Here is a 13,316-nt window from a genome sequence, read left to right as displayed (position 1 = left end):
CGCGCTATTTCGTGCCGTAGAGCCGGTCGCCCGCGTCGCCGAGGCCCGGCACGATGTAGCCCTTCTCGTTGAGATGGCTGTCGATCGAGGCGGTGAAGACCGGCACGTCCGGATGGACCTCGTGGAAGCGCTTGATGCCTTCCGGCGCGGCGAGGAGGCAAAGGAAGCGGATGTTCTTCGCTCCGCGGCTCTTCAGCCGGTCCATCGCCGCGATCACCGAATTGCCGGTGGCGAGCATCGGGTCGACCACGATGACGAGCCGGTTCTCCAGATCCTCCGGCGCCTTGAAGAAGTATTCCACCGCTTCCAGCGTCTCGTGGTCGCGGTAGACGCCGATATGGGCGGCGCGCGCTGCCGGCACGAGGTCGAGCATGCCTTCGAGGAGACCGTTGCCGGCGCGGAGGATCGAGGCGAAGACGAGCTTCTTGCCCTCCAGCGTCGGGGCGTCCATCGCGACGAGCGGCGTCTCGATCGGCATCGTGGTCAGTTCGAGATCGCGCGTCACCTCGTAGCAAAGGAGGGTCGAGATTTCGCGCAGGAGCCGGCGGAAGCTCGCCGTCGAGGTCTCCTTCTTGCGCATGATGGTGAGCTTGTGCTGCACCAGCGGGTGATCGATGACGGTGACGCCGTCCATGGCTTGCCCCTCTCGGCTCGTTCGCGCGGCGGACACTAGTCGCGGCCGGAGGCGGAGCCAAGCGCGTCGATGTCGAGACGGTGAAGCAGGTCCCGCCGTGTCGCCTCGTCGACGAAAGCCGCTTCGATCGCGGTGCGGGTTGCGGCGAGAAGATCGGCGTCCGAGAAGTCCATGGCATCCCGCGCCAGCACGTATTCGCCGGCCAGCGTCGTGCCGAAGAAGGGCGGGTCGTCCGAGTTCAGCGTCACGCGGCAGCCGCTCGTCCGCAGCCGGGGCAAGGGATGCGCGTCCGGGCTCGGATAGACGCCGAGCGCGAGGTTGGAGCCTGGACAGACCTCCAGCACGATCCCCACCGCCGCGATGCGCCGGACGAGGTCCGGATCCTCGACGGCACGGACGCCATGCCCGAGGCGCGACGGCTGCAGCGCGTCGAGCGTCCGGCGGATGGCATCCGCGCCCCGGAACTCGCCGGCATGGGCGGTGAGGCCGAGGCCCGCGTCACGGGCGATCGCGAAGGCGCGCGCGAAATCGGCAGGATCACCCGCTCCCTCGTCGCCGGCAAGGCCGAAGCCGGTGACGAGCGGCGGCATGCCGGCTGCGAAGCGCGCCGCGCGCTCTACCGATTCGACCCCCAGATGCCGGACGCCGACGACGATGAGGCGCGCGACGATGCCGTGTTCCGCCTCGGCGCTGCGGATACCTTCCGCCACCGCGGCGGCATAGGCGCCGGGCGAGAGCCCGGCGGCCTCGGCGTGATCGGGCGAGATGAAGAACTCGGCGTAGATCGCCCCACTGCCGGCGATCGAGGCCAGGTAGGTCTCGGCGAGCTCGGCATAGTCCTCCTCTGTCCGAAACAGCGCGCTGGCCGCGCCGTAGGCGCGCAGGAAGCTCGCGAAGTCGTGCCAGCGGTAGCGATCGCCGTCGAGGAGCGTGGCGATGTCGACGCCGTAGCGCGCCGCCTGCCGCCGCACCAGCGGCGGGCTCGCCGTGCCTTCGAGGTGGCAGTGCAGTTCCGCCTTCGGGATCGGCGCGGCGTTCACAGGAAGCTCGCGCCGTGCCGGCCGGGGGCGAGGCCGAGATGCGCGGCGACGCTCTCGCCGATATCGGCGAAGGTCGGGCGGCTGCCGATCGGGCGCGGGGCGATGCCGGGCCCGAAGGCGAGCACCGGCACCTCCTCGCGCGTGTGATCCGTACCGCGCCAGGTCGGGTCGCAGCCGTGGTCCGCGGTGATCACGCAGAGATCGCCGGGCTGGAGCTTGCCGATGAGTTCCGGCAGGCGGCTATCGAAGGCCTCCAGCGCCGCCGCGTAGCCCGGCACGTCACGGCGGTGGCCGAACTCCATATCGAAATCGACGAAGTTCGCGAAGACGAGGTCGCCGTCCGCCGCCTCGTCGATGCCCGCCAGCATCGCCTCGAACAGCGCCATGTTGCCGGCGGCCTTGCGAAGCCGCGTGACGCCGCGATGGGCGAAGATGTCGCCGATCTTGCCGATCGCGATCGTCTGCCGCCCGGCGGCCGCGGCGCGGTCGAGCAGCGTGTCCTCCGGCGGCGGCACGGAGTAGTCGCGCCGGTTGGCGGTGCGGCGGAAACCCGCCGCGTCCTCGCCGACGAAAGGCCGGGCGATGACGCGGCCGATGTTCAGCGGGTCGGCGTGTCGGCGCGCCGCCTCGCAGAGGGCGTAGAGCCGGTCGAGGCCGAAATGCGTCTCGTGCGCGGCGATCTGGATCACCGAATCGGCGGAGGTGTAGAAGATGGGCTTGCCCGTCGCCACGCTCTCCTGCCCAAGCTCGGCGATGATCTCCGTGCCCGACGCGTGCCGGTCGCCGAGGATGCCGGGAATGTCCGTGTCGTCGCGGATGGCCGCGACGAGTTCCGCCGGGAAGCAAGGCTCCGTGCGGGGGAAGGTTCCCCATTCGAAGGAAACGGGCACGCCGGCGATCTCCCAATGGCCGGACGGCGTGTCCTTGCCGCGCGACACTTCCCGCGCCGAACCCCAGAGCCCGCCGGGCTCGGCCGACCCGGCGACGCCCGCGGCGCGATGGAGGCCGAGCGCGTCGAGGTGCGGCAGCCGGAGCGGACCCGCGCGCAAGTCCGCACGATCCGCCCGGCCGCTCGCCGCCGCTTCCAGGATATGTCCGAACGTGTCCGCGCCCGCGTCGCCATAAGCGTCGGCATCCGGCGCGCCGCCGATGCCGAAGGAGTCCATGACGATCAGGATCGCGCGGGCCAATCCGTTCCTCCCGACAACCGGCGCGCCGCGCCGCCGGCGGGGAGACTAGAGGATCGGAACGCGAAGGGCTACTTCGCGGCGCCCGACGCCATGCCTTCGCGCGTCGAGAACTGGCCCGCCGACCGGCTGAAGGCGAAGTCGTTGTCGCCGATGGTGACCGTCGGCTCGCAGACCGGCGAGCAGGACAGCGTCTCGCGCTCGGCCTGCCGGTAGATGCGAACCGTGCCGTCCTCGAAGCTCTTCACGCCGATCGACTCGTCCACCATCGTCCGGCCGTCCTCGTCGAGGACGATGAGGTTCGTGATGCCGTAGGAGCGCCCGGTCAGCACCATCGTGCTGGCGTCCTGCACGCTGACGTCGGCGATCGCCGGGTTGCCGACGATCACGGTCGCCGCGGGCCGCGGCACTTTCAGGACGCGTGCATGGTCGACCTCGACCGAGATCATGCCGGCATCCGCCGGGCTGACGATCCCGTGCGCCGCCAGGGCGAAAGCGATTGCGCCCCAAAGGGCGGGGGACCTGAAGGTCATGGCGGGACTCGGCGGAACGCTTGAAGTCCCACGATGCTATGTTCTGGTGAACGAAGACTTAAGGCGCCTTCGGCACAGGTCGGAAATACCGTGGTTCCGCCGCGTCCGGCAAATTTCGAATTCGGCGCAATTTAACGCTGTTCCTTAAGCGGCCTGCAATTCGGCCCGGCTAATGTCCTCTCATCCGATCGGCGGAAACAAGTCGACGGCAGGCTCAACCAGCGTCCCAGGAGTTTTGAATGTCCAACCTCATCGCCCGTTTTGCCAAGGACGAGTCCGGCGCGACCGCCATCGAGTACGGCCTCATCGCGGCCTTCATGGCCGTCTGCCTCATCGCCGTGCTGCCGAAGCTCACCAGCGGCCTGAACACCCGCTTCACCGCGATCAACACCTCGCTGACGACCACGCCGACCCCGTAACAGGCGCGGCCTGGGCCAGCTGGCGGGCGGATCGTCGATGGGCGATCCGCCTTCGCCGTTGGGCAGGGTGCCAAGCATCGAAACCAGAGCCGCAGGACGACGATCGTGCTCACAGCCGCGTTGCTGATCATCTTCCCCTTCGCGATGGCCTTCGCGGCGGCGTCCGATCTCGTCACCATGACGATCGCCAACCGCGTGCCGATCGTCCTTGCCGTTTCCTTCCTCGCGCTCGCGTTCGCCACCGGCATGCCGCCGGCGGTGATCGGCCTGCATTTCGTCGTCGGGCTCGCGGCGCTGCTCGTCACCTTCGGCTGCTTCGCGGCCGGCTGGATGGGCGGCGGCGACGCCAAGCTCGTCGCCGCGACGGCGCTGTGGCTCGGCCCGACCGAGGCCATGACGCAGTACCTGCTGCTCGGCGCGCTGCTCGGCGGCGCCCTGACCCTCGGCCTTCTGTCGCTCCGCTCCGTCCTGCAGCCGGTCACCACCATCGACTTCGTCGACCGACTCCTCGAGGAGAAGACCGGCATTCCCTACGGCATCGCGCTGGGCTTCGCAGGACTCGCGGCCTATTCGCAGAGCGCCTGGATCGATCTCGCGGTCGCCGGCGCGATCTGAGCGACGCGCGAATCTGACCGAAAGCTTACTGTTTCGGCTTCCTCTCCACGCTTCGTTAACCATGCGTTGACCGTTTTGCGGCGATAACGTTTCGGCCGACCGCCATCGCGCGGTCATTCGAGGGTCGAAGATGAACGTTTCGCGCCTGGTGGTGCTGGGGGCGGCGCTGCTGGCGGCGGTGGGGGCCGGCTACGTGGCGCTGCAGTTCTCCACCCCGCCGCCTGCCGAGCCCGTGATCATCACCGCCAAGACCGAGCCGGCCGTGAAGCTGGCAGAGGTCCTCGTCGCCACGCGCGACATCGCCATGGGCGCGACGGTCGACGGCGCGCTCGGTTGGCAGAGCTGGCCGCAGGACGCCCTCGGCCCGGCCCTCATCACCAGGACGGCGCGGCCGGACGCGATCGAATCCCTCAAGGGCGTCATCGCCCGCCAGTCCTTCGCGACCGGCGAGCCGGTACGCGACTCCAAGCTGGTGCGCACCGACCACGGCTTCATGTCGGTGGTGCTGCCGGCCGGCAAGCGCGCGATGTCCGTGCAGATCTCGGCCGAGACCGCGGCCGGCGGCTTCATCCTGCCGAACGACCATGTCGACGTCATCATGACCCGCAAATCGCTGAACGGCGGGCAGGCGGGCGCTCAGGTCGAAACGGAAACCGTGCTCGCCAACATCCGCGTTCTCGCGATAGACCAGACGATCGAGGAGCAGGAAGGCGCCAAGGTCGTCGTCGGCTCGACGGCGACGCTGGAGGTCGATCCGAAGCAGGCCGAAGCGCTCACCGCCGCGCAGCAGATCGCCGACCGCCTCGTCCTGTCCCTGCGCTCGCTGGAGGATTCCGTTCCGGGCGGAAGCGGCTATGCCGCCTTCCTGCTCGCCGGCGAGCCGAAGAACGGCAAGGTCCGGGTGGTGCGCTACGGCCAGCCCACCGAAATCAACGCCAAGCGGTGATGCTGAAAATGACCCGCCGCCGCTCCTTCCTCCGCACCACCGTCGCCTCGCGCTCCTTCGCGCTCGCTCTGTCGCTCGTTGCCGGCCTCGGCCCCTGCCTGCCGACCCTTGCCGACGACTCGCCGACCGTCCGGATCACGCGGCCGCAGCAGTCGCTGACGCTCGGCCTCGACAAGTCGAAGGTCATCGACCTGCCGGCGGACGCGCACGACATCCTCGTCGCCAATCCGGGCGTCGCCGACGCGGTGACGCGCACGGCGCGCCGCCTCTACATCTTCGGCAAGTCGGTCGGCCAGACCAACATCTTCGTGTTCGACAAGGACGGGCACGAGATGGCGATCCTCGACCTTCGCATCGAGCGGGACATCTCGGGCCTCGAGAAGACCATCGCGAAATACATCCCGAACTCGGCGGTGAAGGCCGAGATCCTCAACGACAACGTCGTCCTGACCGGCAGCGTCGAGACCCCGCAGGACGCGGCGCAGGCGGTGCGCCTCGCGCAGATCTACGTGACGGGCGGCGAGGCGACCACCAGCCAGTTCATCAAGTCGGCAGCTGGCGCGGGCGGCTCGGGCGGCGGCGGCGACGTCAGCCAGGCCTTCGAGGAGCGCCAGAAGAGTCAGATCATCAACCTCCTGCAGATCGCCGGCGAGGATCAGGTGACGCTGAAGGTCACCGTCGCCGAAGTGCAGCGCTCAGTGATCAAGCAACTCGGTTTCAACGGCCTGACCCAGGGTGTCATCGACGGATTCTCCTTCGGTGTGACCTCCGATAATCCGTTCGGCCTCGGCAAGGCGCTGTCCGGTGCCGGTGCTTTCGCTTCCGGCACTGCCGGCAACACGACGATCGACGCTGAACTCAGCGCACTTGAGCAAGCCGGCGTAATGCGCACGCTCGCCGAGCCGTCGCTGACCGCCATCTCAGGCGAGCAGGCGAGCTTCAAGGTTGGCGGCGAATTCAGCATTCCCGACGGTAAGCAGGAAACCCCGCCGACTGCCGCGCAACCGCGGCCGACGGTCACTTACGAACACCGTATCATCGATTACGGTATCGGCTTGGATTTCACGCCGGTCGTATTATCGCCAGGCCGCATCAGCTTGAAGATTCGAACGGCGGTATCCGAACCGACCTTCGAATCCCCCTTTAGCGTACCGAGGGGCTTCGCACCCGGCGTCAATCTGATCGGCATCCGCAAGCGCCTAGCCGATACGACGGTGGAACTGCCTTCCGGTGGTTCGCTCGTCATCGCCGGGCTCGTGCGCGACGAAATCCGTCAAGCGATTTCCGGCTTCCCGGGCTTATCGAAGGTGCCGGTGCTTGGAAGTTTGTTCCGGTCACGCGACTTCCAGCACTACGAGACCGAACTCGTAGTGATCGTTACCCCCTATCTCGTCAAACCGACGACCCGCACTGCGCTGGCACAGCCGAACGACGGCCTAGACTTTGCCGCCGACGGCGCCGCGAACTTCCTCGGCCGCATCAACCGCGTCTACGGTGCGATGGACACCGATCTCCCGCCCGGCCGGTACAACGGCGTCGTCGGATACATCTACAAATGAGCGCTCGCCGCCAGACCCTTCCGATGCCGCGCCCCGTCCTGCGGCTCGCCTTCGCCCTCGGCGCCTCGCTCCTCGCCGCCTGCGCCGACCGCCATTCGATCGAGGTCGGCTCGGTCCCGGACGACTATCGCACCCGCCATCCGATCGTCGTGGACGAGGACACGGCGCTGCTGGAGATTCCGGTGACGAGCTCGGACATCCGCCTGTCGGTCCCGGCGAAAGGCCGGATCGAGGATTTCGCCGGCCAGTTCCGCGCCTCGCGCTCGGCGGCGATGCGCGTGCTCCTGCCGGCCGGTTCCGCGAACGAGCGCGCCGCCGAGCTCGCCTCGCGCGACGTCGTGGCGACGCTCCGGCACGCCGGCGTGCCGCGCGACCGCATCCTCCTCCAGCCCTACCATGCCGACGGCCAGGCGGGCGCGGTGCCGATCCGTCTCTCCTATGCGACGCTTGCCGCCAAGACGGCCCCCTGCGGGCGCTGGCCGGAGGATCTCGGCGAGACGTCCGAGAACAAGCAGTACTTCAACTTCGGCTGCGCCTCGCAGCAGAACCTCGCCGCGCAGGTCGCCGACCCGCGCGACCTCCTCGGCCCGCGCGGCCGCAGCCCGATCGACGCCGCCCGGCGGACCGAGATGCTGGAAAGCTACCGCACGGGCGACAAGACCTCCTCGGCCGCTCCGGCGGTCGAGAGCGACTACGACTGGTAAGGGAGTAAGGGCGATGAGCGACGCCATGAAGGGGGCGGACACCTCGCTCCTTCACGACGAGTCCGCCTCGGTGGACGGGCTGCGGCCGATCCCGCGCGTGTCGGTGCAGGCCTTCTGCGAGACGGAAGGCGTGGCGAAGCCGATCCAGCGCGCGAGCGAGGATCGCCGCATGGCGAAAGCGCACCTGCGCGTCCACATGGGCGGCATCCGCGCCGCCGTCGAGCACTACGGCTCCGCGCCGACGCCGAACCTCATCATCCTCGAATCCCGGCTGCCGCCCGACGGGCTCGCGGCCGAGCTCGAAGGGCTGGCCGACGTCTGCGATCCGGGCTCGAAGGTGGTGGTGATCGGCCATCACAACGATATCGGCCTCTACCGCGACCTGACGCGGCGCGGCATCTCGGAATATCTCGTCGCCCCGGTGACGATGCCCGAGGTGATGGCCGTGATCGCCGGCCTCTTCGCCGATCCGGATGCCGCCCCCCTCGGCCGCACGATCGCCTTCGTCGGCGCCAAGGGCGGCGTCGGCGCGTCGACGGTCGCGCACAACGTCGCCTGGTCGATCTCGCGCCTGTTCTCCTCCGACGTGCTGCTCGCCGACCTCGACCTGCCCTTCGGCACCGCCAACATCAACTTCGATCAGGACCCGGCGCAGGGCATCGCCGAGGCGGTGTTCTCGGCCGACCGGCTGGACGAGGTCTTCCTCGACCGCCTCCTCGCCCGCTGCGCCGACCACCTGTCGCTGCTCGCCGCGCCCTCGCTCCTCGACCGGACCTACGACTTCGGCGCCGAAGCCTTCACCGCGCTGATCGAGACGGCGCAGCGTACGACGCCGGTCGTGGTGCTCGACGTGCCGCATAGCTGGAACGACTGGACGCGGAGCGTCCTCGCCAAGGTCGACGAGGTCGCCATCGTCGCCGCGCCCGACCTCGCGAACCTGCGCAACGCGAAGAACCTCGTCGACACGCTGCGCCGGCTCCGCCCGAACGACAGGCCGCCGCGCCTCGTCCTGAACCAGCTCTCGATCCCGAAGCGCCCGGAGATCGCGGCCGCCGACTTCGCGGCGCCCCTCGAACTCGAGCCCGCCGGCCTCGTCGCCTTCGACCCGGCGGCCTTCGGCAACGCCGCCAACAACGGCCGTATGATCGGCGAGGTCGACGGCAAGCACCCTGCCGTCGAAGTGTTCAACACGCTCGCGCACGCCTTCACGGGACGGAACGAGGCCAAGCGCGCCAAGCGCCCGGGCCTCGATCTCTTCGCCCGGCTGCGCCGCAAGTAGCAGCGTTCGGTAGCAGGGCAGGGATCAGGCGATGTTCGGAAAGCGCGCCCACGAAACCGCCGAGCGCGGCCCCGCGAAGGCGACGGAGCGCCCGCGCCCCGCGCCCGGCACGCCGCCGGCCGCGCCGATGCCGATCGGCGGCGGCATCGGGATCGAGCTGCCCGCCGCGGCGGTGACGGCGCCGCCGCCGCCCCCGGTCGTCGCCGATGCCGGCGGGCGCGACCGGCCGGCCAGCTATTTCCAGACCAAGGCGCAGGTCTTCTCGGCGCTGATCGACACGATCGACCTTTCCCAGCTCGCGCGGCTCGACAACGAGTCGGCGCGCGAGGAGATCCGCGACATCGTCAACGACATCATCGCGATCAAGAACTTCGCGATGACCATCGCCGAGCAGGAGGACCTGCTCGCCGACATCTGCAACGACATCCTCGGCTATGGGCCCCTCGAACCCTTGTTGGCCCGCGACGACATCGCCGACATCATGGTGAACGGCCCGAACCGGACCTTCATCGAGGTCGGCGGCAAGGTGCTGGAAACCAACGTCCGCTTCCGCGACAACATGCAGCTCCTCAACATCTGCCAGCGGATCGTCAGCCAAGTTGGCCGGCGCGTCGACGAAGCTTCGCCGATCTGCGACGCCCGCCTGCCGGACGGCAGCCGCGTCAACGTCATCGCGCCGCCGCTCGCCATCGACGGGGCGACGCTCACCATCCGCAAGTTCAAGAAGGACAAGCTGACGCTCGACCAGCTCGTCCGCTTCGGCGCGATCTCGCCGGCGGGCGCGCAGATCCTGCAGATCATCGGGCGCGTGCGCTGCAACGTCATCATCTCCGGCGGCACGGGTTCCGGCAAGACGACGCTCCTGAACTGCCTGACCCGCTACATCGACCAGGACGAGCGGGTGATCACCTGCGAGGACACGGCCGAACTGCAGCTCCAGCAGCCGCACGTGGTGCGCCTCGAGACCCGTCCGCCCAACATCGAGGGCGAGGGCGAGATCACCATGCGCGACCTCGTGAAGAACTGCCTGCGCATGCGGCCCGAGCGGATCATCGTCGGCGAGGTGCGCGGACCGGAAGTGTTCGACCTCCTGCAGGCGATGAACACCGGCCACGACGGGTCGATGGGCACGATCCACGCCAACAGCCCGCGCGAATGCCTGAACCGCGTCGAGTCGATGATCGCGATGGGCGGCTTCTCGCTGCCGGCCCGGACCGTGAAGGAGATCATCGTCGGCTCGGTGGACGTCATCGTCCAGGCGGCGCGCCTGCGCGACGGCTCGCGCCGCATCACCCACATCACCGAGGTGGTCGGCATGGAAGGCGACGTCATCACCACGCAGGACCTCTTCCTCTACGACATCACCGGCGAGGACGCGAACGGCCGGCTGGTCGGCCGCCACCGCTCGACCGGCGTCGGGCGCCCGGCCTTCTGGGACCGCGCCCGCTACTACAACGAGGAGCAGCGGCTGGCGCAGGCGCTCGACTCCGCGGCCGACTGACGGGACGGAAGCGATGGCGCAGGTCTTGTTCTTCGCCCTTTTCGCCGCGCTCGCGGCCTCGGGCCTCGCCTACGCGGTGCTGCAGCCGCGCATCGCGAACGAGAAGAAGGCCGCTTCGCGGCTCGGCCAGTACTCGCGCGTCGAGACGAACGGTGCGGCGCGCGTCGCCGCGCGCGACCGCGTCGCCGAGACCGCCAAGCGCCGCAAGACCATCCAGAACTCGCTGAAGGAGCTCGACGACCGCGAGAAGGAGCGCTCGCGCCATGCGAACAATCCGCCGCTCCGGCGGCGCATGGAACAAGCGGGCCTCTCGCTCACCGAACGCCAGTTCATGATCTTCAGCGCCGGCGCCGGCCTGGGAGTGGCGGTGCTGCTCCTTGTTCTCACCGGCTCGCTGCCGGTCATGCTCGGCGGGGCGATCGTCGGCGGCCTCGGTCTGCCGCGCTTCGTCATCGCCACCCTGCGCAAGCGCCGCCTGAAGAAGTTCAGCGAGGAGTTCCCGAACGCCATCGATCTCATCGTGCGCGGCGTCAGGGCCGGCCTGCCGGTCAACGATACGCTGCGGATGATCTCCACCGAGGCGGCGGAGCCGGTCCGCTCGGAGTTCCGCAAGATCGTCGAGGCGCAGCAACTCGGCATTTCCGCCGGCGAAGCCGTCGAGCGCCTGTACCAGAACGTGCCGCTCTCCGAGACCAACTTCTTCGCCATCGTGATCGCGATCCAGAGCCAGGCCGGCGGCAACCTGTCGGAAGCGCTCGGCAACCTTTCGAAGGTCCTGCGCGAGCGCAGGAAGATGCGGATGAAGGTGCAGGCCATGTCGATGGAGGCGAAGTCCTCCGCCGCCATCATCGGCGCGCTGCCGGTGCTGGTGGGCACGCTCATCTACATCATGAGCCCCGAATACATCTCGCTCCTCTTCACCGAATCCATGGGCCACATGATCATCGGCGGCGGCATCCTCTGGATGACGATCGGCGTGGTCGTCATGCGCCAGATGATCAACTTCGACTTCTGAGAACGGACATGGATCAGGCGTTCGCTCTCGTCGGCCTTTCGCCGCAAGTCGTGGTCGGCCTCCTCGTCACCTTCGCGGTGTTCGCGACGGCCGTGACCGTCGCCCTGCCGATGCTGCAGGGCAACGAGCTGAAGACCCGCATGAAGGTCGTGGCGCTGGAGCGCGACGAGTTGCGGGCGCGCGAGCGGGCCAGGCTCGCGAACGAGAAGGACCGCAGCGGCAACACGCGCCGCGCGAGCGCCCGCCAGCTCGACGATGCCGGCCTCGCCTCCAAGGTGGTGAACCGCTTCAACCTGAAGAACGCCCTGTCCGACGAGAAGACCGTCACCAAGCTTCGCCAGGCCGGCTATCGCGGCCAGCGTCCGCTGACGCTGTTCCTGTTCGCCCGGTTCGCGCTGCCCTTCGCCGCCTTCGCGGCGAGCCTCGTCTACGTCTTCGCGCTCGGGGCGCTGGAGGGACAGCCGCTCGGCATCCGCCTCGTCGCCTGCGTCGCCGTCGCCTATGCCGGCTTCTACCTGCCGAACGTCCTGCTCGCGAACCGGCTGAAGAAGCGCCAGCTCTCGATCGGCCGCGCCTGGCCGGACGCCCTCGACCTCCTCCTGATCTGCGTCGAGTCCGGTCTCGCGAGCGAGGCGGCGTTCCGGCGCGTGTCGGAGGAGATCGGCATCCAGTCCGTGCCGCTCGCGGAGGAACTGGTGCTGCTCTGCGCCGAGCTGTCCTACCTGTCGGACCGGCGCGTCGCCTACGAGAACCTCAACAACCGGATCGGGCTGGAGACCGTGCGCTCGGCGACGACGGCGCTGATCCAGGCCGAGCGCTACGGCACGCCGCTCGGTCAGGCGCTGCGCGTCCTCGCGCAGGAAAGCCGCGACCACCGCATGAATCTCGCCGAGAAGAAGGCCGCCTCGCTGCCGCCGAAGCTGACCGTGCCGATGATCCTGTTCTTCCTGCCGGTGCTGTTTTCCGTGATCCTCGGGCCTGCCGCCATCCAGATCATGCAGGCCATGCAGTAGGGGCGGTCAGCTCTTCGGCGGCGGCGCCTGCTTCTCGTCCTTCAACGCGGCCCAGGTGTTCTGCTGGGCGAGCATCTTGCGCAGGTACGCGACGTTGGCGGTCGCGTCCTCCGGCGAGAGTTCGGCGCCGGCGATCCGCTCGGCCTCGTCGAAGCGCCCCTGCAGGCCGACTACGAGCGCGAGGTTCTGGCGCACGCGGCTGTCCGCGCCCGGCCGCTCCGCCGCCTGCCGCAAGTAGGTCTCGGCGCTCTTCAGGTCGTTGGTCAGGACGTAGGACATGCCGAGATTGGACAGGACCGAAGGCTCGTTCGGCTGGATGTCGAGCGCCTTGCGATAGGCGACCCGCGCCTCGTCGGAGCGTCCGAGCTGGTCGAGGATCGCGCCTTCCGCCGACAGGAGCCGCCAGTCCGGATAGTCGGGGGTCTGGGCGCGCCGCACCGTTTCCAGCGCCTTCGGCAGGTCGCCGGCCGCGGCCAGCGCCTTGCCGTAGGCGGCCAGCACGTCGCGGTCCTTGGAGTTCGCGATCGCGATCTGCCGCATCACCGCCAGCGACTGGTCGTTGCGCCCGGTCATCTGCAGCAGCGAGGCGTAGGACATGCCTGCCTGCTTGTCTTTCGGGTTCTTCTCGTAGGCCGTGCCGTAGGTCTCGGTCGCGCTCCTGAGTTCGGTCTGCGTCATCCGGTCGAACGAGGCGCCGGCAGCCGGACGGCGGATCGAACCCGTGATCTCGCGCGAGGTCGATTGGCAGCCCGCGAGGGCGAGCGCGGCGAGGCCGGCGAGGAGAAGGGGAGTCCGGGCGCCCGACGAACTCGCGCGAATCGAGATACGCAACCTTGTTCCTTCCCGAAACGGCCTTTGCGGCGGCGGCCGA

At 68.9% G+C, this 13,316-nt stretch carries 14 protein-coding genes; 9 read left to right on the top strand and 5 right to left on the bottom strand.

The genetic code is table 11. From position 1 onward, the window contains the following. Positions 1 to 4: 4 nt before the first annotated feature. The 4 genes from upp to F6X38_RS01060 all read right to left on the bottom strand — a co-directional run bounded on the left by upp (position 5) and on the right by F6X38_RS01060 (position 3,394). Positions 5 to 634: a uracil phosphoribosyltransferase gene (gene upp, locus F6X38_RS01075; RefSeq protein WP_150967680.1), complete on the bottom strand. Its 630-nt coding sequence runs from the start codon at positions 632 to 634 to the stop codon at positions 5 to 7. Positions 635 to 669: 35 nt separating this feature from the next. Beyond that, positions 670 to 1,674, bottom strand: coding sequence for an adenosine deaminase (locus F6X38_RS01070; RefSeq protein ID WP_425482806.1), 1,005 nt, complete (start codon positions 1,672 to 1,674; stop codon positions 670 to 672). Next, positions 1,671 to 2,864, bottom strand: a complete 1,194-nt coding sequence (locus F6X38_RS01065; RefSeq protein WP_150967679.1) for a phosphopentomutase — start codon at positions 2,862 to 2,864, stop codon at positions 1,671 to 1,673. Before F6X38_RS01065 ends, F6X38_RS01070 begins: the two co-directional genes overlap by 4 nt. Positions 2,865 to 2,932: 68 nt before the next feature. After that, positions 2,933 to 3,394 (bottom strand): pilus assembly protein N-terminal domain-containing protein, encoded by a 462-nt coding sequence (locus tag F6X38_RS01060; RefSeq protein ID WP_150967678.1) that lies wholly within the window; start codon positions 3,392 to 3,394, stop codon positions 2,933 to 2,935. Positions 3,395 to 3,633: 239 nt separating this feature from the next. Here F6X38_RS01060 and F6X38_RS01055 point away from each other — a divergent pair, with 239 nt between their 5' ends. From F6X38_RS01055 to F6X38_RS01015, 9 genes are all read left to right on the top strand, one after another. Further along, positions 3,634 to 3,813, top strand: a complete 180-nt coding sequence (locus F6X38_RS01055) for a Flp family type IVb pilin (protein WP_150967677.1) — start codon at positions 3,634 to 3,636, stop codon at positions 3,811 to 3,813. A gap of 105 nt (positions 3,814 to 3,918) precedes the next feature. Next, complete coding sequence (locus F6X38_RS01050) at positions 3,919 to 4,428, top strand: A24 family peptidase (protein WP_202617908.1); 510 nt, start codon at positions 3,919 to 3,921, stop codon at positions 4,426 to 4,428. Between the two features lie 130 nt (positions 4,429 to 4,558). Next, entirely contained in the window at positions 4,559 to 5,374 is an 816-nt protein-coding gene (gene cpaB / locus F6X38_RS01045; RefSeq protein ID WP_150967676.1) for a Flp pilus assembly protein CpaB, read from the top strand. Further along, complete coding sequence (locus F6X38_RS01040; RefSeq protein ID WP_161992575.1) at positions 5,374 to 6,933, top strand: type II and III secretion system protein family protein; 1,560 nt, start codon at positions 5,374 to 5,376, stop codon at positions 6,931 to 6,933. Before cpaB ends, F6X38_RS01040 begins: the two co-directional genes overlap by 1 nt. Further along, positions 6,930 to 7,637, top strand: a complete 708-nt coding sequence (locus tag F6X38_RS01035; protein WP_246191123.1) for a CpaD family pilus assembly protein — start codon at positions 6,930 to 6,932, stop codon at positions 7,635 to 7,637. The genes F6X38_RS01040 and F6X38_RS01035 overlap by 4 nt, the downstream gene beginning before the upstream one ends. Before the next feature lie 13 nt (positions 7,638 to 7,650). Then, positions 7,651 to 8,916 (top strand): CpaE/TadZ family protein, encoded by a 1,266-nt coding sequence (locus F6X38_RS01030; protein ID WP_150967675.1) that lies wholly within the window; start codon positions 7,651 to 7,653, stop codon positions 8,914 to 8,916. A gap of 31 nt (positions 8,917 to 8,947) precedes the next feature. Beyond that, the gene (locus F6X38_RS01025) at positions 8,948 to 10,417 is read left to right on the top strand and encodes a TadA family conjugal transfer-associated ATPase (protein WP_246191122.1); all 1,470 of its coding nucleotides are present in this window, start codon (positions 8,948 to 8,950) and stop codon (positions 10,415 to 10,417) included. A 13-nt stretch (positions 10,418 to 10,430) separates the two neighbouring features. Then, positions 10,431 to 11,432, top strand: coding sequence for a type II secretion system F family protein (locus F6X38_RS01020; protein WP_150967674.1), 1,002 nt, complete (start codon positions 10,431 to 10,433; stop codon positions 11,430 to 11,432). A gap of 8 nt (positions 11,433 to 11,440) precedes the next feature. Beyond that, on the top strand, positions 11,441 to 12,445 hold the full coding sequence (locus F6X38_RS01015; protein WP_150967673.1) for a type II secretion system F family protein: 1,005 nt from the start codon (positions 11,441 to 11,443) through the stop codon (positions 12,443 to 12,445). Between the two features lie 6 nt (positions 12,446 to 12,451). Here the strand turns inward: F6X38_RS01015 and F6X38_RS01010 are convergent, their stop codons facing one another. Further along, the gene (locus F6X38_RS01010; RefSeq protein ID WP_161992592.1) at positions 12,452 to 13,264 is read right to left on the bottom strand and encodes a tetratricopeptide repeat protein; all 813 of its coding nucleotides are present in this window, start codon (positions 13,262 to 13,264) and stop codon (positions 12,452 to 12,454) included. Positions 13,265 to 13,316 lie beyond the last annotated feature (52 nt).

The organism is Plantimonas leprariae (assembly GCF_008802405.1).
Lineage (GTDB): Bacteria > Pseudomonadota > Alphaproteobacteria > Rhizobiales > Rhizobiaceae > Plantimonas > Plantimonas leprariae.
The sequence above is the reverse complement of the archived record's forward strand: the minus strand, read 5'-3'. Positions and strand labels throughout refer to the sequence as shown.